19 protein-coding genes are annotated in these 20,009 nt (G+C 62.5%); 18 read left to right on the top strand and 1 reads right to left on the bottom strand.

What is annotated here, in order from left to right:
- The first annotated feature begins 25 nt into the window (after nt 1-25).
- The 15 genes from pyrR to FHU29_RS21520 all read left to right on the top strand — a co-directional run bounded on the left by pyrR (nt 26) and on the right by FHU29_RS21520 (nt 16,142).
- On the top strand, nt 26-664 hold the full coding sequence (pyrR, locus tag FHU29_RS21590) for a bifunctional pyr operon transcriptional regulator/uracil phosphoribosyltransferase PyrR (RefSeq protein ID WP_232322857.1): 639 nt from the start codon (nt 26-28) through the stop codon (nt 662-664).
- Nucleotides 664-1,614, top strand: a complete 951-nt coding sequence (locus tag FHU29_RS21585) for an aspartate carbamoyltransferase catalytic subunit (RefSeq protein ID WP_064438767.1) — start codon at nt 664-666, stop codon at nt 1,612-1,614. The genes pyrR and FHU29_RS21585 overlap by 1 nt, the downstream gene beginning before the upstream one ends.
- A complete protein-coding gene (locus tag FHU29_RS21580; RefSeq protein WP_064438768.1) occupies nt 1,611-2,927 on the top strand; it encodes a dihydroorotase in 1,317 nt (438 codons plus the stop codon). The genes FHU29_RS21585 and FHU29_RS21580 overlap by 4 nt, the downstream gene beginning before the upstream one ends.
- Nucleotides 2,924-3,487: a PH-like domain-containing protein gene (locus FHU29_RS21575; RefSeq protein WP_064438769.1), complete on the top strand. Its 564-nt coding sequence runs from the start codon at nt 2,924-2,926 to the stop codon at nt 3,485-3,487. Before FHU29_RS21580 ends, FHU29_RS21575 begins: the two co-directional genes overlap by 4 nt.
- A complete protein-coding gene (gene carA / locus FHU29_RS21570; RefSeq protein WP_064438770.1) occupies nt 3,484-4,650 on the top strand; it encodes a glutamine-hydrolyzing carbamoyl-phosphate synthase small subunit in 1,167 nt (388 codons plus the stop codon). Before FHU29_RS21575 ends, carA begins: the two co-directional genes overlap by 4 nt.
- Entirely contained in the window at nt 4,650-7,976 is a 3,327-nt protein-coding gene (carB, locus tag FHU29_RS21565) for a carbamoyl-phosphate synthase large subunit (RefSeq protein ID WP_064438771.1), read from the top strand. The genes carA and carB overlap by 1 nt, the downstream gene beginning before the upstream one ends.
- 4 nt (nt 7,977-7,980) lie before the next feature.
- Nucleotides 7,981-8,817 carry an orotidine-5'-phosphate decarboxylase gene (gene pyrF, locus FHU29_RS21560; RefSeq protein WP_074390713.1) on the top strand — a complete coding sequence of 279 codons (837 nt, stop codon included), beginning with the start codon at nt 7,981-7,983 and terminating at the stop codon, nt 8,815-8,817.
- Nucleotides 8,818-9,132: 315 nt separating this feature from the next.
- The gene (gene mihF, locus FHU29_RS21555; RefSeq protein WP_013806658.1) at nt 9,133-9,453 is read left to right on the top strand and encodes an integration host factor, actinobacterial type; all 321 of its coding nucleotides are present in this window, start codon (nt 9,133-9,135) and stop codon (nt 9,451-9,453) included.
- A gap of 43 nt (nt 9,454-9,496) precedes the next feature.
- On the top strand, nt 9,497-10,081 hold the full coding sequence (gene gmk / locus FHU29_RS21550; protein ID WP_183377656.1) for a guanylate kinase: 585 nt from the start codon (nt 9,497-9,499) through the stop codon (nt 10,079-10,081).
- A 64-nt stretch (nt 10,082-10,145) separates the two neighbouring features.
- Nucleotides 10,146-10,439 carry a DNA-directed RNA polymerase subunit omega gene (gene rpoZ / locus FHU29_RS21545; protein WP_013806660.1) on the top strand — a complete coding sequence of 98 codons (294 nt, stop codon included), beginning with the start codon at nt 10,146-10,148 and terminating at the stop codon, nt 10,437-10,439.
- Nucleotides 10,440-10,451: 12 nt separating this feature from the next.
- Nucleotides 10,452-11,723, top strand: coding sequence for a bifunctional phosphopantothenoylcysteine decarboxylase/phosphopantothenate--cysteine ligase CoaBC (gene coaBC, locus FHU29_RS21540; protein ID WP_064438772.1), 1,272 nt, complete (start codon nt 10,452-10,454; stop codon nt 11,721-11,723).
- Between the two features lie 98 nt (nt 11,724-11,821).
- Nucleotides 11,822-13,036: a methionine adenosyltransferase gene (metK, locus tag FHU29_RS21535; protein WP_064438773.1), complete on the top strand. Its 1,215-nt coding sequence runs from the start codon at nt 11,822-11,824 to the stop codon at nt 13,034-13,036.
- Between the two features lie 59 nt (nt 13,037-13,095).
- Nucleotides 13,096-15,051, top strand: a complete 1,956-nt coding sequence (locus FHU29_RS21530) for a primosomal protein N' (protein WP_183377647.1) — start codon at nt 13,096-13,098, stop codon at nt 15,049-15,051.
- 74 nt (nt 15,052-15,125) lie between these two features.
- Entirely contained in the window at nt 15,126-15,737 is a 612-nt protein-coding gene (locus tag FHU29_RS21525; protein WP_013806664.1) for a PadR family transcriptional regulator, read from the top strand.
- A 24-nt stretch (nt 15,738-15,761) separates the two neighbouring features.
- Entirely contained in the window at nt 15,762-16,142 is a 381-nt protein-coding gene (locus FHU29_RS21520; protein ID WP_083962100.1) for a nitroreductase family deazaflavin-dependent oxidoreductase, read from the top strand.
- Between the two features lie 34 nt (nt 16,143-16,176).
- Here FHU29_RS21520 and FHU29_RS21515 read toward each other — a convergent pair whose 3' ends face one another.
- Entirely contained in the window at nt 16,177-16,893 is a 717-nt protein-coding gene (locus tag FHU29_RS21515; protein ID WP_064438776.1) for a LysR substrate-binding domain-containing protein, read from the bottom strand.
- 12 nt (nt 16,894-16,905) lie between these two features.
- Here FHU29_RS21515 and FHU29_RS21510 point away from each other — a divergent pair, with 12 nt between their 5' ends.
- The 3 genes from FHU29_RS21510 to fmt all read left to right on the top strand — a co-directional run bounded on the left by FHU29_RS21510 (nt 16,906) and on the right by fmt (nt 20,003).
- The gene (locus FHU29_RS21510) at nt 16,906-17,781 is read left to right on the top strand and encodes an alpha/beta fold hydrolase (RefSeq protein ID WP_064438777.1); all 876 of its coding nucleotides are present in this window, start codon (nt 16,906-16,908) and stop codon (nt 17,779-17,781) included.
- 256 nt (nt 17,782-18,037) lie between these two features.
- Nucleotides 18,038-18,979, top strand: a complete 942-nt coding sequence (locus tag FHU29_RS21505) for a lipase family alpha/beta hydrolase (RefSeq protein ID WP_183377646.1) — start codon at nt 18,038-18,040, stop codon at nt 18,977-18,979.
- Nucleotides 18,980-19,067: 88 nt separating this feature from the next.
- Entirely contained in the window at nt 19,068-20,003 is a 936-nt protein-coding gene (gene fmt / locus FHU29_RS21500) for a methionyl-tRNA formyltransferase (protein ID WP_064438779.1), read from the top strand.
- Nucleotides 20,004-20,009: the final 6 nt, after the last annotated feature.

Here is a 20,009-nt window from a genome sequence, read left to right as displayed (position 1 = left end):
GTGAGGCGGAGAAGGAGGTCTGGGGATGCCCCCAGAAGAAAATCCGGCGGACGGCTCTGCGACGCGCGCTTCAAGCGATGGTCGTGGCACAGGGCAGCCCGGCCGAAGCGGTGGCCGCGAGTTGCTGAGTGCAGCGGACGTCAGCCGGACGATCGCGCGTATCGCGCACCAGATCATTGAGAAGACGGCTCTTGACCAGTCCGACAGTCGGCGCCAGGTCGTTCTCGTAGGAATTCCCACCCGCGGCTCCACACTTGCACAGCGGCTCGCAGCCAAGATCGAAGAGTTCACCGGCATTGCGCCACCCGTCGGGTCACTCGACACGACGCTGTACCGCGATGATCTGCGATCGAAACCGCACCGCCCACTCGAGCGGACGTCGATGCCTGTAGGCGGTGTCGACAACTGCCTCGTCATCTTGGTCGATGATGTCTTGTTCTCGGGCCGCACAGTGCGATCCGCACTCGACGCATTGCGCGACGTGGGCCGGCCCCAGATCGTTCAGCTCGCGGTGCTCGTTGACCGGGGTCACCGCGAGCTTCCGATTCGCGCTGACTACGTCGGGAAGAACATACCCACGGCACGTTCCGAAGATGTGCTGGTGCTGCTGAGCGAGCACGACGGACGAGACGCCGTTGAACTCCGCACAGGAGGCGAGGACTAGTGAAGCATCTCCTGTCGGTTTCCGATCTCACCCCTGAAACGGCGCTTGAACTCCTTGACGAGGCAAACCGCTTCGAGCAAGCACTGGTCGGCCGCGAAGTACGTAAACTCCCCACCCTGCGCGGGCGCACGATCATGACGGTCTTCTATGAAAATTCGACCCGCACCCGCGTGTCGTTCGAAGTCGCGGGGAAGTGGATGAGCGCCGACGTCATCAACGTCGGTATCAGCGCATCCTCCGTCAGCAAGGGTGAGTCTCTTCGCGACACTGCGATGACGCTGCACGCTGCGGGAGCGGACGCGCTGGTAGTGAGGCACCCCGCGTCGGGCGCACCAGCGCAGATCGCGAATTGGACACGCGGCCCCGACGGGACTGGCCCCGCCGTTATCAACGCCGGTGATGGCACCCATGAGCACCCGACGCAGGCATTGCTCGATGCCTACACGCTTCGGCAGCGCCTCGGGGAGATTGCGGGCCGTCGGGTCGTGATCGTAGGCGACGTATTGCACAGCAGGGTCGCTCGCTCGAACGCGCAGTTGCTCGCGATGCTCGGCGCTGAGGTTGTGCTCGTCGCACCGCCGACGCTGCTGCCGGTCGGGATTGACTCGTGGCCAGTGACTGTCGGACACAGTCTTGAGGCAGAACTCCCCGCGGCCGATGCGGTCATGATGCTGCGGGTGCAGGCCGAGCGAATGAACGGCTCCTTCTTCCCTTCAGCGCGGGAGTATGCAATTAGTTACGGCCTCAACGAGAAGCGAATGCGGATGCTCCCAGACCATGCGGTCGTGCTCCACCCCGGACCGATGGTGCGGGGGATGGAGATCGGCTTCTCAGTTGCTGACTCACCCCGTTCGACGGTGCTGCAGCAGGTCACGAACGGAGTACACATCCGGATGGCGGTGCTATTCCGCCTGCTGATAGGCGTAGATGACTCAGGGGAGGCAGCGTGAGCGACAGTCCCACACCATCCGCAGCGGTGTTGATCAAGCAAGCCCGTCTTTACGGCGAAGGTGATCTAGTCGACGTGTTAGTCGATGATGGGCAGGTCGCCGAGATCGGCACAGGGCTCAGCGCGGAGGACGCGTCGGTGATTGATGGCCGCGGTGGAGTTCTGCTCCCGGGCTTCGTGGATTTGCACACTCACCTGCGCGAGCCTGGCCGTGAGGACACGGAAACGATCGCGACGGGATCCGCTGCTGCAGCGCTAGGTGGTTACACAGCCGTCTTCGCGATGGCCAACACGGACCCCGTCGCGGACTCAGCGCTCATTACTGATCACGTGTGGCGGCGTGGCCAGGAGATCGGTTTGGTCGACGTACATCCCGTCGGGGCTGTCACAGTCGGACTGAAGGGCAAGCAGCTCGCTGAGCTCGGGGCGATGGCGAGCGGCGAGGCACGTGTGCGGATGTTTTCCGACGATGGCCTTTGCGTCGAAGACCCCCTCATCATGCGGCGCGCGCTGGAATACGCGCGCGGGCTGGGGGTGCTGATTGCACAGCATGCGGAGGAGCCGCGGCTCACTGTGGGCGCTGTAGCGCACGAGGGTCCGGCAGCAGCGAAACTTGGCCTGACCGGCTGGCCACGTGCAGCGGAGGAATCGATCGTGGCCCGGGACGCGCTGCTGGCCCGGGACGCGGGCTACCGCGTACACATTTGTCACGCGTCGACCGCAGGCACCGCTGAACTTGTCAAATGGGCGAAGTCCCAAGGCATCAAGATCACTGCGGAGGTGACTCCGCACCACTTGATGCTGGATGACTCGCGCCTGGAAACGTACGACGCGGTGAACAAGGTGAACCCGCCGCTGCGCGAGAACTCCGATGTTGCCGCCCTTCGGCAGGCACTCGCGGAGGGCGTCATTGATTGTGTGGCTACGGATCACGCGCCGCATGCAGCGCAAGACAAATGCTGTGAATTCGCAGCCGCGCGGCCTGGAATGCTCGGCCTGCAGACGGCTTTGTCGATCATTATCGACGTGATGGTCAAGCCCGGTTTGCTGAATTGGCGCGACGTTGCCCGGGTGATGAGCGAGCGGCCCGCACAAATCGTGGGCCTGCCGGACCAGGGCCGCCCAATCGCGGTCGGTGAGCCGGCCAACCTCGTGCTTGTCGATCCGGATGTCGAGTGGATTGTCCGTGGCGACGATTTCGTGAGCATCTCCGACAACACGCCGTTTGAAGGACTGACGCTGCCAGGGCAGGTGCGAATGACGATGCTGCGTGGCCGGGTCACCGCGCAGGAAGGGAAGGTGAACCCCCTGTGACGAGGACTTTGCTCACTGTCGTGCTGTTCGCTATCTGGGTGCTGCTCGTGTGGCTGATGATTCGGTCGTGGCGGCGGCGAGGGGAGCGGCAGAGCGCGCTCGTTGGCCCTCTCCCGGAAGTGCCCGATGCGCTCGGCGCACCGTTGCTTGGCCCAAGCTATGGGCTTTATGTGGGGTCAACACTGGCGCCGTCCTGGATCAATCGTGTCGCTGTCGGTGACTTCGGGAACCGTGCAGATGGCGAACTCAGCGCCTTCGACGAGGGCTTGCTCCTGACCAGGGAGGGCGCGAGCACCATCTGGATTCCGCGCGATCTGGTGCTGCACATCAGGACAGACCGAGGCCTTGCGGGGAAAGTCATCACCCGTGACGGCCTGCTCGTGATTCGATGGCGAACGAGCACTGGCGCCGAAATTGACACCGGTTTCCGCGCGGTCGACAAATACGAGTACGACGAGTGGCTGACCGTTTGGGATGCGGACAACAGTCACGACGACAACAGAAGCAGCAACTCAAGTGACAACAACGTACAAGACGGAAAGAACGGTGTGAACGGGTGAGCGAAGCAGCACTGGTTCTCGAGGACGGCAAGGTCTATCGCGGCCGAAGCTTCGGGGCAGTAGGTGAGACCTTCGGCGAGGCAGTGTTCAGCACCGGTATGACTGGATACCAGGAGACGCTGACAGACCCGAGCTATCACCGGCAGATCGTTGTGGCGACAGCGCCCCAGATCGGCAACACCGGGTGGAACCTCGATGACAGCGAATCGTTTGGGTCCCGCGGTTTCGAGACTGCAGGACCAGCCGGCAAAATCTGGGTCGCTGGTTATGCGATTCGCGAGGCGACGAATCGGACTTCGAACTGGCGGGCAACGGGGACGCTCGAAGACGAACTTGTTCGACAGGGCATCGTGGGACTTCAGGGCATAGATACCCGTGCGGTCGTGCGTCATCTTCGGTCACTGGGTTCGATGCGTGCGGGCATCTTCTCCGGCGACGCGCTTGCCCCGCCCGCTGAACTGGTCGACCGTGTCCGCAATCAGCCGGAGATGCTCGGTGCAAGTCTCGCTGGCGAGGTGTCCACAGCTAACGGCTACACCATCGAGCCGGAGGGGGAAGCGAGGTTCACGGTTGCCGCTGTGGACCTGGGCATCAAGACGAACACACCCCGCATGTTCGCCCGCAGGGGAGTGCGCGTGCACGTAGTGTCGAGCAACTCCACCATCGAGGACCTCCTCGAACTCGACGCGGACGGAGTGTTTCTGTCCAACGGGCCAGGCGATCCTGCCACCGCAGACACCGCTGTTCAGCTGACCAAGGCCATTCTCGGCCAGCAGCTTCCGCTCTTTGGGATCTGTTTCGGTAATCAGATCCTGGGACGCGCGCTGGGGCTTTCGACGTACAAGATGAAATTCGGCCACCGGGGGATCAACATCCCGGTCATCGATCATGCCACCGGGCAAATATCGATCACGGCACAGAACCATGGTTTCGCCCTTGAAGGTGAAGCCGGCCAGGAGTTCGACACTCCTTTCGGTCGTGCCGTCATCAGCCACACATGTGCGAACGACGGGACCGTCGAGGGTGTGAAGCTCCTTGATGGCTCAGCTTTCTCCGTCCAGTACCACCCAGAAGCGGCAGCGGGGCCCCACGACGCCGCTTACCTCTTCGACCAGTTCATTTCCACGCTCGACGCAGCTTCGGCCAAGAAAGGCGCTGTGTAATGCCACGCCGCACTGACCTCTCCCACGTGCTCGTGATCGGCTCCGGGCCGATTGTGATCGGCCAGGCATGTGAGTTCGACTATTCCGGTACCCAGGCATGCCGCGTGCTCAAAGAAGAAGGCCTGCGCGTCACTCTGGTGAACTCGAACCCGGCCACGATCATGACGGATCCTGAGTTCGCTGATGCGACCTACATTGAACCCATTACTGCAGACTTCGTTGAACTGGTCATCGCTCGCGAACGCGACAATGGGCATCCGGTGGATGCCCTTCTCGCGACACTTGGCGGTCAGACTGCGCTGAACACAGCGGTGGCGCTGCACGAGCGCGGCATCCTCGAAAAGTACGGAGTTGAGCTTATCGGTGCAGATTTCGACGCGATTCAGCGCGGCGAAGATCGCCAGAAGTTCAAAGATATCGTGGCGAAGGTGGGCGGGGAGTCAGCCCGCTCTCGTGTGTGCTACACCATGGACGAGGTTCATGACACCGTTGCGGAACTGGGCTTTCCTGTGGTGGTCCGGCCGAGTTTCACGATGGGTGGCCTCGGTTCGGGGATGGCATACAGTTACAACGATCTTGATCGAATCGCGGGGGGCGGCCTGTCTGCGTCTCCCACAGCAAACGTGCTGATCGAAGAGTCAATTCTCGGCTGGAAGGAATTCGAGCTCGAGCTGATGCGCGACGGCCGCGACAACGTCGTGATCGTGTGCTCTATCGAGAACCTTGACCCACTGGGCGTTCACACCGGAGATTCCATCACCGTCGCTCCCGCGATGACGCTCACGGACCGTGAATACCAGGACCTTCGCGACCTCAGCATCGCAATTCTCCGCGAGGTGGGGGTCGATACCGGCGGCTGCAACATTCAGTTCGCTGTCAATCCCGACGATGGCCGCATCGTTGTGATCGAAATGAACCCTCGCGTTTCTCGTTCGTCCGCGCTTGCGTCGAAAGCGACAGGTTTCCCGATCGCCAAGATCGCCGCAAAACTGGCCATCGGATACCGCCTCGACGAGATCGTCAACGACATCACGAAGGAGACACCTGCATCCTTCGAGCCGACGCTTGACTATGTCGTTGTGAAGGCACCGCGGTTCGCGTTCGAGAAGTTCCCTGGCGCGGATGCGACGCTGACAACGACGATGAAATCTGTCGGCGAGGCAATGTCGATCGGACGCAACTTCCGGGAGGCGCTGGGCAAAGTCATGCGTTCGCTGGAAACCAGGGAAACCGGTTTCTGGACAGGCCCCGATCAGCATTTCGATACCGTCGAAGAGGTCCTCGACGATATACGTACGCCGCTCGACGGCCGACTCTACCGGGTAGAGACCGCGTTGCGGATGGGTGCCACCATCGAGCAGATCTACGAGGCGACAGGTATCGACCCGTGGTTCCTCGCAGAGATCGCCGCGCTAGTCGACCTTCGGGCTGAGCTTCTAGCTGCGCCTGTCATCGAGGAGTCACTGCTGCGCAGGGCGAAGAACTCCGGTTTATCGGACCGGCAGATCGCCGCCTTGCGTCCCGAGCTCGCTGGTGAGCAGGGCGTCCGGGTCTTGCGGCACCGACTGGGGGTGCGGCCCGTCTACAAGACGGTTGACACCTGCGCGGCCGAATTCGAGGCGAAGACCCCCTACCATTACTCGACGTACGAGCTGGATCCGGCGGCGGAGAGCGAGGTCGCGCCGCAGCGCGAGCGTGACAAGGTCATCATTCTCGGTTCTGGGCCGAACCGCATTGGCCAGGGCATCGAGTTCGACTACTCGTGTGTCCACGCTGCACTGACATTGTCCCAGGCCGGGTACGAGACAGTGATGGTGAACTGTAACCCCGAAACCGTCTCGACTGATTACGACACAGCTGACCGGTTGTATTTCGAACCTCTTACCCTGGAAGACGTCCTCGAGGTGGTTCACGTCGAACAACAGTCGGGCACCGTAGCTGGGGTGATCGTGCAACTCGGCGGACAGACTCCGCTGAAGCTGGCGCAGCAGCTCGAAGACGCTGGGGTCCCGATCGTTGGAACCACGCCGGAAGCCATCAACCTTGCAGAAGATCGTGGGGAATTCGGGGAGGTTCTGCAGGCAGCGGGGCTGCCCGCGCCCAGTTTCGGCACGGCCACGAGTTTCGCGCAGGCGCGTGCGGTAGCGGCGAATATCGGCTATCCAGTGCTGGTGCGCCCGTCATATGTGCTCGGCGGCCGGGGAATGGAAATCGTCTACGACGAGCAGTCGCTGGAGGACTACATTTCCAGGGCGACGGAGCTCACCCCTGAACATCCGGTACTGGTCGACCGGTTCTTAGACGACGCAATCGAGATCGACGTGGACGCCCTGTGCGACGGTACCGAGGTGTTCATCGGTGGCGTAATGGAGCACATCGAGGAAGCTGGTATCCACTCGGGCGACTCGGCGTGTGCCTTGCCCCCGATCACGCTCGGCCGGGCAGACCTCGACGCGGTACGCCGGTCGACTGAGGCGCTTGCTGCCGGAATCGGCGTTAAGGGCCTCCTGAACGTCCAGTACGCGCTGAAAGACGATGTTCTTTACGTCCTCGAAGCAAATCCGAGGGCAAGTCGTACGGTGCCATTCGTGTCGAAGGCCACCGCCGTACCGCTCGCGAAAGCGGCCGCGCGCGTCATGCTCGGCGAGTCAATCGCAGACCTTCGCCGCAGTGGTCTGTTGCCCTCAGCCGGTGATGGCGGCACGATGCCGGTGAACTCCGCTATCGCTGTGAAAGAAGCGGTGCTTCCGTTCAACAGGTTCCGCCGTGCCGATGGCGCGGCGATCGACTCTCTCCTCAGCCCCGAGATGAAGTCGACCGGCGAAGTGATGGGGATCGACGCAGACTTCGGGAGCGCTTTCGCGAAGAGTCAAACCGCGGCGTACGGATCGCTGCCCACCGAGGGAAAGGTGTTCGTTTCGGTCGCCAACCGTGACAAGCGTGCGCTTGTGTTCCCAATCAAGCGGCTAGCCGACCTCGGCTTCACCATCCTCGCCACCAAGGGAACTGCGGAGATGTTGCGCCGCAATGGAATTCCCTGCACCGAAGTGCGCAAACTGTCGGGCGAAGTGCTGGCCGAAGGCGAACGGACGATCGTCGATCAGATCCGGAACGGTGAGGTCGATATGGTGATCAACACGCCTTACGGCAACTCCGGCCCGCGGATCGACGGCTATGAGATTCGCAGTGCGGCGGTTGCGACCTCGACTCCGTGCATTACGACAGTGCAGGGCGCGGCGGCGGCCGTGCAGGGCATCGAGGCGCTCCGGCGCGGTGATATCGGGGTTCAGCCACTCCAGGTGCTGCACGCAGTCCTCCGGGGATGACAAAGTGGTGAGGGCACCGTTCGGTGCGCGGCTGAGCGCCGCGATGGATCAGCGCGGACCCGTCTGCGCGGGAATAGACCCGCATCCCCAGTTGATGCAGGCATGGGGGCTCTCGACGGGCATAGCGGGGCTTGTGGAGTTCAGTCGGCGGTGCGCAGACGCCTTTGCGGGGACTGCAGCGATTGTCAAGCCCCAGGTTGCGTTCTTCGAGGCGTACGGATCTCCGGGACTCGCCGTGCTCGAGGAGACGATAGCGGCGCTGCGTTCCGGCGGTGCTTTGGTTCTGGCTGACGCGAAGAGAGGCGACATCGGATCAACGATGTCGGCATACGCACGAGCGTGGCTCGACGACGCCTCTCCGCTCGCGTCAGACGCGGTAACCCTCTCCCCGTACCTGGGCTTCGGTTCTCTGCAGCCCGCGTTGGAGTTGGCGCAGCAAACGGGACGGGGAGTCTTCGCGCTGGCGGCGACGTCCAACCCGGAAGGCCAGACAGTTCAGCGAGCCCAGTGCAGCGGCGGAGCTACCGTCGCGCAGATGATCGTCGACGAAGCTGGAGACCGGAATCGGGGCGCTGAGCCTATGGGGTCAGTCGGTGTGGTGGTCGGCGCGACTTTGAGCGAGATTCCGGACCTGAAGTACCTCAATGGTCCAGTGCTACTGCCCGGCGTCGGCGCACAGGGCGGCACGCCGGGATCTGTCGCGAAACTCATGGGGGAGTACGGCCACCTTGCGGTGCCCGCAGTGTCTCGTGACATTCTGAAAGCAGGACCGGATGTGGCACGATTGCGCACCGCGACAGTGCAGGCAGCCGAAAGTTTCGCGTTCCTGAAACAACGCTGAGAGTGCCGAGTCTGAAGTTGCGCAGCGCACCAGTTCACGGACTGAAAGCCCAAGAAAACTCCACATTCGTGTGATCTGGATCACAAATTTGCCGGATTTGTGGAAAGTTGCCGGTTTCGTTTGACGTTTTCCCTGCGTGTCGCAAGGATTGCCACGGTGACCGGCGATTGTCGCGGTATGGTCGATGCGCGTTTCAGTGCTCCAGGCCGACACGCTGGCCCGAAGTGGCTTAGCGAACCGTTGGCTTCGTGTGTACGGTCGCACTCGCCGCGGGGTTGCGGTGAGAACAACGAAGGTAGATGAGACGGAGGAATCGTGGCCCTTCCCCAGTTGACCGATGAGCAGCGAGCCGCTGCTCTGGCGAAGGCGGCGGAGGCACGCCGGGCCCGGGCAGAGCTCAAGGATCGGCTCAAGCGCGGTGGAACCGACCTCAAGCAGGTTCTCGCCGATGCGGAAACCGATGAGATCCTCGGCAAGATGAAGGTCTCTGCGCTGCTCGAAGCCCTGCCAAAGGTTGGCAAGGTGAAGGCTCGGGACATCATGACCGAGCTGGAAATTGCACCAACACGCCGCCTGCGTGGCCTCGGCGAGCGCCAGCGTAAAGCGCTCCTGCAGCGGTTCGATTTCGAGGCGTGAGTGTGAGGTGTTTGCTGCCGTGAACGACTCGTCAGGCGCAGCTGTGTCTGGCACCGAATCGGCAGTACAGCGGAGGGGTCGGCTGGTTGTGCTAGCCGGTCCCTCCGCTGTAGGCAAGTCGACAGTTGTGAACCGCCTTCGCGAAGTGGTGCCTGACCTGTGGTTCAGTGTGTCAGCGACGACGCGAGATCCACGCCCCGGCGAGGTGTCAGGCAGGGATTACTACTTCGTGTCGCGAGCTGAGTTCGATCGGATGATCGAAGCCGGTGAACTTCTTGAGTGGGCAGAGGTGCACGGTGGCCTCCAGCGTTCAGGGACACCAAAGACGCCGGTCGCTGAGGCACTCGCTGCTGGAAAACCTGTTCTGCTGGAAGTGGATCTGGCGGGAGCGAGAGCGGTCCGTGAACGTCTGAGCGAGGCAACACTGGTCTTTCTTGCTCCGCCGAGCTGGCAGGTTCTGGTGGACCGTTTGTCGGGCAGAGGAACGGAACCGCCCGAGGTTGTCGCACGTCGTTTGGAGACGGCGCGCGGGGAACTCGCAGCGAAACATGAGTTTGATCATGTCGTCGTCAATGACGACGTGGAACGTGCGGTCGAGGAGTTGGTATCCTTGCTCGTTGGGGCATGACTGCGCAGCAGTTGCCCCTGGTTGGCCCAGATTGGCCCCGACCGCAGTATCAAGAGGAGTATGTGTGACAACGCCCAGCGCTGACGCCACTGCCAGTGCACTACCTGTGTATGATCCGCCGGTCGGTTTGACGAACCCACCGATCGACGAGTTGCTTGCGCGCACGTCGTCGAAGTATGCCCTGGTGATCTTCGCTGCGAAGCGTGCCCGCCAGATCAACGACTATTACAACCAGATCGGCAGCGGGATGCTCGAATATGTCGGCCCGCTCGTTGATCCTGGAATGCACGAGAAGCCTCTTTCCATCTCGCTGCGTGAGATTCACGGGGACCTTCTCATTCACAACGAAGGCGAATAGCGGGGGTACCCAGTGTCCGCGACAGAAGCTGGCGCGCTGGACGACACCCCACCTCGCAAGCGCGTCATCGTTGGCGTGACCGGTGGCATTGCGGCATACAAAGCATGTGCGCTGGTGCGATCGTTTGCTGAGGCGGGGCATGACGTTCAGGTCATCCCAACACAGTCGGCCCTGAAGTTCGTTGGTGCCGCGACTTTCGAGGCGCTTTCGGGCAACCCGGTGCACATCGGAGTGTTCGAAAACGTTCATGAAGTCCCGCACGTGCGCCTCGGGCAGGAGGCCGACCTTGTCGTCGTGGCCCCGGCGACTGCTGACGTCCTCGCGCGCGCCGCCCACGGGCGCGCTGACGATTTGCTTACGGCGACACTGCTGACTGCGCGGTGCCCGGTTCTCTTCGCTCCCGCGATGCACACTGAAATGTGGGAGCATCCCGCGACCGTAGACAACGTCGGAACGCTGCGCGGGCGCGGTGCCCTGGTCATGGAGCCTGCGGCGGGGCGGCTGACGGGAGAGGACACGGGTCCTGGACGGCTTCCTGAGCCTGACGAGATCTTCGGGCTCGGCAGCATGCTCCTGGAGCGCGCAGACGCACTGCCGCGCGACCTCGCGGGATGCAGGGTGGTGGTTTCCGCTGGAGGTACGCGAGAACCGCTTGACCCCGTTCGTTTCCTGGGCAACCGGAGTTCGGGCAAGCAGGGCTACGCTGTTGCGCGCCTCGCGGTGCAGCGGGGAGCATACGTGACCCTGATCACCGGGCCTACTGGGGGTCTAACGGATCCAGCGGGCGTGGAAATGGTCAGGATTTCCACTGCGGAGGAAATGCGTGCAGCGGTACGCAAACACAGCGACAACGCCGATGTTGTGATCATGGCTGCCGCAGTGGCAGATTTCCGGCCAGCCTCGATCGCTGAAAGCAAAATCAAAAAGGGTGCGGGGGAGCCGGACACCATTCCGCTGGTGCGAAACATCGACATTCTTGCTGAGACCGTGCAGCGTCGTGACGAGGGCGAACTTCCGGCGACACGCGTCATCGTGGGGTTCGCCGCCGAGACTGGGGATGAGCACGGTGACGTGCTCACTCACGCTCGAAGCAAGCTAGAGCGAAAAGGCTGCGAGCTACTTGTCGTTAACGCGGTGGGAGAAGGCAAAGCATTCGAGGTCGATTCCAACATGGGATGGATCTTGTCGCGGGATGGGGCAGAGAAGGCGCTCCCGCTGGGGTCAAAAAACCTGATGGCAAGCCGGATTCTTGATGCGGTCAGCGGCTTGCTATACGCCGGATAAAGGCACCCAGACCTCGCTCAGCGAGTACGGCAAAATACCTCAGCCGTGCCTAGACTGGGCGTAACAACCACAGGGTAAACAACCGAGAGGCAGACGACGTGAGCCCGTCCAGTCGCAGACTGTTCACAAGTGAATCGGTAACCGAAGGCCATCCCGACAAGATCTGCGACGCGATCAGCGATTCCATCCTCGATTCGATTCTCAAGGAAGATCCCCGCGCTCGTGTTGCGGTCGAGACTCTTGTGACTACCGGTCAGGTACATGTCGCGGGTGAGGTCAGCACGACTGCCTACGCCGATATCCCGACGATCGTCCGGGAGCGCGTGCTCGAAATCGGTTACGACTCGTCATCCAAGGGCTTCGACGGAAATTCCTGTGGCGTGAATGTGGCGATAGGCGCTCAGTCGCCGGAGATCGCCCAGGGCGTCGAGAACGCATATGAATCGCGAGTAGAAGGCCTCAGCGAGGACGACCTCGATCGCCAAGGAGCCGGCGATCAGGGCCTGATGTTTGGCTTCGCGTGCCAGGACACACCCGAGTTGATGCCGCTGCCGATCGCCCTTGCGCACCGGCTGTCGCGTCGCCTTACCGAGACCAGGAAGACCGGCGTGCTGCCATACCTGCGGCCGGATGGCAAGACTCAGGTCACCATCGAATACGTCGGCGAAAAGCCCGTCCGGCTTGACACGGTGGTGGTTTCCACTCAGCATGCCGCGGACATCGATCTTGATAACCTGCTCGCCCCCGATATCCGGGACCACGTGCTCGGCGCGGTCCTGAAGGATCTCGACCTTCCCAACCTCGACACTTCCGAGGTCAAGCTGCTGGTGAACCCTACAGGGCGCTTCGTTCTCGGCGGTCCGATGGGGGACGCAGGCCTGACCGGACGGAAGATCATCGTGGATACTTATGGCGGCATGGCCCGTCATGGCGGTGGGGCGTTCTCAGGAAAAGATCCGTCGAAGGTTGATCGCTCCGCTGCCTACGCGATGCGTTGGGTCGCGAAGAACGCTGTAGCAGCTGGTCTTGCAGACCGCCTTGAAGTTCAAGTGGCCTACGCGATCGGCAAAGCCGCACCTGTTGGCCTCTTCGTCGAGAGCTTCGGAACTGAGAAGATCGATCCACTCAAGATCCAGTCAGCGATCGTGGATGTTTTTGATCTGCGGCCCGCAGCGATCATTCGTGACCTGGATCTTCTCCGGCCGATTTACGCGCAGACCGCTGCTTACGGTCATTTCGGTCGCACCGATATCGACCTGCCGTGGGAGCAGACCGACCGGGCTGATGCGCTTCGCGCGGCAGCAGGTCTCTGAGCGGAGCAAAACTGGAGCGAACAGCGGCAGCGCAGCGGCCGATCGCCCGGGTGCTGCCGATGCTGCCGCTGCCGCACCTCGATCGCGAGTTCGACTACCTTATCCCCGCTGAACTCGATGAACAGGCTCAGCCGGGGGTCCGGGTCCGTGTCCGTTTCGCTGGGCGGCTCGTCGACGGTTACCTCGTTGATCGCGCGCAAACCAGCGAGCGAGAGGGAAAGCTCGGCTGGCTCGATCGTGTGGTCTCACCGGTTCAGGTGCTGACGCCCGAGATCTCCAGGCTCGTCGATGCCATAGCCGAACGATATGCCGGCACTCGCGCCGATGTGCTGCGGCTGGCGATCCCACCGCGTCACGCCCGTATCGAATCCGAGAACAGGGCGCCCGTCGACCCGCCGGTCAACGCGGCACCGGACGTATCAGCATGGTCGACGTACACGCTCGGCCCGGAGCTGTGCGAAGCCCTCGGGGATGGCAAGGCCGCTCGAGCGGTGTGGCAGGCTGCGCCGGGAGAGCAATGGCCGCGCCGTTGCGCAGAACTCGCCGGACAAGTAGCCGCGACGGGGCGCGGAGCCATCATCGTGGTCCCCGATCAGCGTGACCTCGACCGTGTAGCTGACGCATGCAACGAAATCATCGGTACTGGTACCGTCTCGGTACTTTCTGCCGGGCTGGGTCCAGCACAGCGTTATCGCCGGTGGCTCGCTGCGCTGCGAGGTGATGCGCGAGTTGTTGTAGGCACGCGTAGCGCGATGTTCGCGCCGGTGCACAACCTGGGCCTCATCGTCGTCTGGGACGACGGTGATGATCTTCACGCTGAACCTCGGTCACCGTACCCGCATGTGCGCGACGTCAGCATCCAGCGGGCGCATCTGTCGGGTGCTGCGTTTGTGTCGGCCGGCTTCGCCAGGACATGTGAATCTCAATTGCTTGTCGAGTCTGGGTGGGCCCAGGAAGTCGTTGCGCCGCGCGCTGAGGTTCGCGCCCGTGCCCCCCGGATCGTGGCGCTTGCGGATAGTGAGGCGGCCCTTGTGCGGGACCCCGCAGCCCGAGCGGCCCGGCTGCCCGCGATTGCGTTCGCCGCGGCACGCGATGCACTAGCCCGCGATGAACCGGTGCTTGTCCAGGTGCCTCGCCGTGGATACGTGCCCGCTTTGGCATGTCAGGACTGCCGGGCGCCATTGCGGTGCCGAGTGTGTGCGGGGCCGATGGAGATGGTGAGCGAGGATGGCCGTCAGGCGTTTCGTTGCAGGTGGTGTGCTACGAGAGTCGGTGCCCCGAAGTGTGATGCGTGCGGCTCAGGTCGCATTCGGGCGCAAGTTGTCGGCGCACGCCGGACTGCGGAGGAACTGGGGCGTGCTTTTCCAGGTGTCCCAGTACTGACGTCGGGTGGGGAGGCAGTGCTTGCGTCGGTGCAACAACGAAAATCGCTTGTGGTGTGTACACCTGGAGCCGAACCGGTGGCAGATGCTGGTTATGGCGCTGCGCTGCTGCTCGATGGCTGGGCCCTACTTGGCCGTGCTGACCTGCGAGTATCGGAGGATGCTTTGCGGAAATGGATGCTGGCTTGCACGCTCGTGAAGCCGGCGTCGGCGGGTGGGATGGTGGTGGTGGTTGCCGACTCGGGCATTCCTGTTGTTCAGGCGCTGATTCGGTGGGATCCAGCTGGATTTGCTGATGTGGAGTTGCGGCAGCGTGAAGAGGTGGGCTTCCCGCCAGCGGTAAAGATGATCGCGATTGACGGTGACTCAGCGGCAGTTGCGGATTTCGTAGCTCACGGCGAAATGCCCCAGGGTACGGATGTGCTTGGGCCCGTGCCGCTTCCATCAGGGGCCCGGTTGCCAGTTCAGGGCGCGGGCGCGGATCCCGAGGACGTCGAACGTGTATTGCTTCGAACGGGCCGGAGATCGGGGGCCGCATTGGCTGGGGAAGTGCGCAAAGTGCAGGCCGTGCGGAGCGCGCAGAAGGGGGCGGGTCCCGTGCGGGTGCAGGTTGACCCACTTCACATCGGATAGGATGTTGCAATGCGATAGGTTCCGATATATCGTTAGAAGTGCGATATATCGGAACTATTCAAGGAGGTGCGCTAATGCGCCACGAACATCGCAATCGCAACAGCCGAGTGGAAGAGCGTCGCGCGGAGCGGCGAGCACGTCAGGAACGCCCCCGCGGTGGCCTGCACATCGAAGGCTTCGGGGCAGGTCCAGGATTGATCAGGATTGGTGGCCCTGTGGCACGGCGGACGAGGGGGCGTCGCAGGGATGTCCGATCCGCGGTCCTGCTGCTGCTCGCTGAGTCGCCGATGCATGGATATCAGCTGATTCAGGAGATCGAGGAGCGCAGCGGTGGCGAATGGAAGCCAAGCCCAGGTTCCATTTACCCGACGCTATCCGCGCTTGAAGACGAAGGTCTCCTCGTCATCGAACGGATCGAAGGCCGCAAGACCGCTCGTCTGACCGCCGAAGGCACAGAGTACGTGGGTGCGCAGCGTGAAACACTTGGCGACCCATTCCTCTCTGACGGTGCAGGCGCCACTCAGGCACGCGACTTGCGTGAACTGGCCCGCCTGCTCGCTGCTGCAGCACGCCAGGTCGCAGCGGTCGGCACAGTCGAACAATACGATCAGGCGTCGACCATCCTCACCGACGCACGGAAGGCGCTCTATCGGCTCCTCGCTGAAGACAGCGGTCAAGGCGAGTAGAAAAGAAGAGTAGAGGGGGTAGCTGTGCCGTTTCCTGTGGTCCTTGCCAGATTCAACCGTCACGTCACGAATAGGCTGGCGATGCTCGCGGCTGGCCGCGTGCCTGGCTATGGGATCGTGGTGCACAAAGGGCGCCGTTCGGGCAACGTGTATCAGACGCCCGTGAATGTGTTTCCCGACGGCAGCGGCGGCTACCGGATTGCGCTCACCTACGGCACGGGCAGCGACTGGGTCCGGAACGTTCTTGCTGCGGGGGAGTGCACGCTGGAAACACGGGGTACTGCGGTAACTCTCGTGAACCCCGTCGTTGAAACTGACCGTCGGTACGGGTGGGCGCCTCCGTTTGCCCGGCTCGTTCTCAGGGCGATCAACGCGCCTCATTGCCTTCATTGCCGGGCTGAGTAGCGGCAACCGAAGTCAGCGCATCAGAAGCTCGATGTCACATTTGGTTTGCTAGCTCGTTGGCGGCTTCGACGGCGATGTCGATGGCACGGGCCACCAGTGGCGATTGCCTGCGCTCGGCCGACCAGTGCAGATACATCTCCCGGAGGGGTGACGGCCGCAATTGGTGGATGCTGAGCCGGTTGTCGGACCAAGCATCGGATCCGTGTAGGGCAAGCCATGGCAGCACCGCGGAGCCTATGCCTGCACGGACCATCGACAAGATTGTTTCGTGGCCGGCGGTGCGAAACACGAACCGTGGACGCGCGCCACCGCTGGCGAGGGCCCGCTCCAGCCATCTTTGGTGATAGGTGAGAGGCCAGCCCACCATGGGAGCTTCGTCAAGCAGCTTAATTTCTACTGGACCATCAGGGAACGCGCCGGTGCGGGCCACCAAGAGGTAATGCTCGTCCAGCAGCTTGATGTGCTCCACCTCGCCTTCGATCCGGCCGTCTTGGAACAACAGGTCGAGGTCTCCGATCTGCGGATCCTCCGGTTTTACCTCGGACAGCCTGATGTCACAGCCGGGGTATTCCTCCAGCAGTCGGCCCACGACAGCCGGCAAGATCAGACTGGATACGCTCGGAAAGGTTCCAACGTCGATCCGGCCGTTGCCTGCCCTGAAGCGATCGACGGCGTCGGCAAGTGCCGCGGCCTTCGCGAGCAGATCGCGTCCGTGCGCCAGAATCACCTCGCCAAGAGGTGTAATGCGCACCGGGTTAGCGGTATGACCACCTTTGGGGCATCGGCGCACGCAGTGAGGAAGGTCGTCGAACTCGACGGCATCGAGTTGGCGATCGAGCGTTTCGGGCCTGAGGGAGCACCTGCGGTTCTCCTCATCGCTGGTGGCGCCCAGTCGATGGACTGGTGGACGCCGGAGTTCTGCAACGCGCTCGGCGCCGGTGAACTGCAGGTAATTCGGTACGACCATCGCGATACAGGTCAGTCGAGCACATCGCCGCCGGGACGTCCCGACTACACGGGCGATGATCTCGCCGCCGATCCACTGCGCGTCCTCGATGCCCTGAGCATCGAGAAAGCGCACCTGATTGGCCTGTCGATGGGGGGCGGCATCGCGCAGAACATTGGGGTGCTCTCTCCCGACAGGGTTCGATCCTTGACGCTCGTCGAAACCAGCCCCGCAGGTGGCAACCATGATGAACTGCCGCCGCCGAACCCGGCGATCATTGCGACCTGGGAGTTGCCCGGGCCGGAAATCGATTGGGCCGACCAGGCGGCGGTCATCAATTACCGAGTCGAGGTCGAGCGCCCCTACGCCGGATCGCTCGGATTCGACGAGGAGGTTGTGCGTGCGCTGGCCACGCTCGAGGTGCGCCGGAGTCGCAACATGGAGTCGGCGATGACGAACCACTTCATCGCCGAATCAGGGGCTGCGGTGGACCCCGCCGAGATTCGTGTGCCGACTCTCATTCTGCATAGCGCTGCCGACCCGATGTTTCCTCTCCCGCACGGCGAGGCCCTCGCGGAAGCGATCCCGGGAGCCCGGCTCGTGCGGCTCGAGGGAGTGGGTCATGAAATCCCGCCGCCTGCCGTGTGGGATGTGGTAATGCCGGAACTGCACAGACACTTACATCGCACCTAGCGCAATTGCGGACCGCGCGCGATTTACAAGATCATTTGTGCGGTATTCTTATGGCAACAAGCTGTCGATTAAAATTGCACACATTGTGGTAATTAATTAGTAACCAATTTGATCTTTTTTGCCCCGTAGTATCCCGTGCCAGGATGTTTCAACCTGGCGCGGTGGAGGGTGGTCTGTGAGAAATTCGCGGAGGTTATTCTCAGGGGCGCGCGCGAGAATGGCGTGGGCATGTCTTGCTCTGGCGAGCCTGTTGGCCGTGCTGGTGGCGCTGCCGGTCGGCGCCGAGGTTCGGCATCCTGTTATGCCGGAGGCGCAAGGACCGCGCCAAACCTCGGCTCCTGATGCGAAACAATTCGATAAGAAGAATCCAGGGTATGTGCCCGCCGGAAGCAACGAATTCGATTGTTCACCCACAGAAACCCTGCCGTACCCGGTGCTGCTTGCGCACGGCACCGACGCGTCTGCATACGCCGACTACGCGAGGCTAGGGCCTGTTCTGCGCGATCATGGTTATTGTGTGTTCGCGCTGAACTACGGACTGGGAAAGCCTGGCGTTAATTTCAGTCCTGCCACGGGACTCGATGCGGATACTTACGGGACCACCGACATGCGGCAATCGGCTCAAGAAGTCGCGGAGGCAGTGACACGAATACGGACTGCGACTGGTGCTGAGAAGGTTCACTTAATTGGCTTCTCCCAGGGTGCGAATGTCACCCGCTACTACGTCAACAAGCTTGACGGTGCCGCGCATGTCGACGCCTGGGTGGGGATCGCGTCGCCTTCGTACGGCACCGACGCGCCGCCAGCGGTGGCAATGGTTCCGGGGGGTGAAACTCTCGCTGATGACTATTTTGCCCCAGCTCTGGTGCAGCAGATTGCGGGCTCAGAGTTCCTCAACGATCTCAACTCTCCCGCGGACACCGTCGAAGGAGTGCGGTACACGACAATCGGCACGAGGCACGACGAGGTGATCCAGCCGTTGCGCAACACGCACCTCAAGGGTGCAGGTGCTCGGAACGTCTTCATTCAAGATTCTTGCGAGATCGATATGAGCGGCCACTTCCAGCTGCCTTACAGCCCCCTGGTCAGCGAACTCGTACTGGAAGCACTGGAGCCTGGTTACCAGCGGAGCGACGTCTGCACCTTCGTGCCGCCAGGAGTGGGTTTGCTCGAAACCATCATCGTTAACAACTTCTAGAGCATCAGAGACCGGCGGCTGAACGAGCTCGCGCAAGCGGTCCCTAGACTGGTGCGGTCAGATCCGCTCAGCCACACCAAGGAGACCGATGCGGCTCGTTTTTGCGGGCACCCCCGAACCTGCTGTTCCATCGCTGCGCCGACTTGCGGAAAGCGGGAATCACGACGTAGTTGCTGTCGTCACCCGACCTGACGCAGTCGCGGGCCGCGGACGTAAGCAGAAACGTTCGCCGGTGGGTGTCCTCGCTGATGAGATGGGAATTCCCGTCCTCACGCCGCGCAGTCCGAGCGATCCGGAGTTCGTGTCAGCGCTGAAGGAACTCGAGCCTGAGTGCTGCCCTGTGGTTGCGTACGGCGCGCTGCTGCCGCCGAACGTACTTGCCATACCCCGCTTCGGTTGGGTCAACCTGCATTTCTCGTTGCTGCCTGCCTGGCGGGGAGCAGCGCCAGTCCAGGCTGCGATCAGGGCGGGCGACGACATCACCGGTGCCAGTACCTTCCTGATCGATTCAGGGCTAGACACTGGTCCAGTATTCGGGGTCGCCACTGAAACTGTGCGCGAGTCCGACACTGCGGGCGAGCTTCTCGGCCGACTCTCGGAAACAGGGGCTGCCCTGCTTGAGAAGACAATGGATGGCATCGCCGACGGCTCGCTTAACCCGATTCCGCAACCAGCGGAAGGCACCTCGTACGCCGGGAAGATCACGGTTGATACAGCGCACATCGACTGGCAACAGCCAGCGCACGCAGTTGCCCGGCACATACGCGCGATGACTCCGGAGCCTGGCGCATGGACGATGATCGACGGTCTGCGGATGAAGGTCGGGCCGGTCATGGTGACGGACAGCCCGGATGTTCCGCGGCTCGCGCCAGGAGTCATTGCGGCCACGAAATCCGCGGTCTTCATCGGCACAGCATCCGCGGCCGTGCGGCTCGGAACGGTTCAGCCGCAGGGAAAGAAAGTGATGGCAGCAGCCGATTGGTCGCGGGGTGCGCGGCTTACCGAAGGAACAGTTGCCCAATGAGGGGGA

The organism is Hoyosella altamirensis (genome assembly GCF_014191505.1).
In the GTDB taxonomy this organism is placed as follows: domain Bacteria; phylum Actinomycetota; class Actinomycetes; order Mycobacteriales; family Mycobacteriaceae; genus Hoyosella; species Hoyosella altamirensis.
Note: the sequence above shows the minus strand (reverse complement) of the source record. Positions and strands in the feature narration are given on the sequence as shown.

Coding starts and splice junctions, on each gene's coding strand:
- pyrR (WP_232322857.1), top strand. CDS start 26: ATGCCCCCAGAAGAAAATCCGGCGGACGGCTCTGCGACGCGCGCTTCA.
- fmt (WP_064438779.1), top strand. CDS start 19,068: ATGCGGCTCGTTTTTGCGGGCACCCCCGAACCTGCTGTTCCATCGCTG.
- FHU29_RS21510 (WP_064438777.1), top strand. CDS start 16,906: ATGACCACCTTTGGGGCATCGGCGCACGCAGTGAGGAAGGTCGTCGAA.
- carB (WP_064438771.1), top strand. CDS start 4,650: ATGCCACGCCGCACTGACCTCTCCCACGTGCTCGTGATCGGCTCCGGG.
- FHU29_RS21530 (WP_183377647.1), top strand. CDS start 13,096: ATGCTGCCGCTGCCGCACCTCGATCGCGAGTTCGACTACCTTATCCCC.
- FHU29_RS21525 (WP_013806664.1), top strand. CDS start 15,126: ATGCGCCACGAACATCGCAATCGCAACAGCCGAGTGGAAGAGCGTCGC.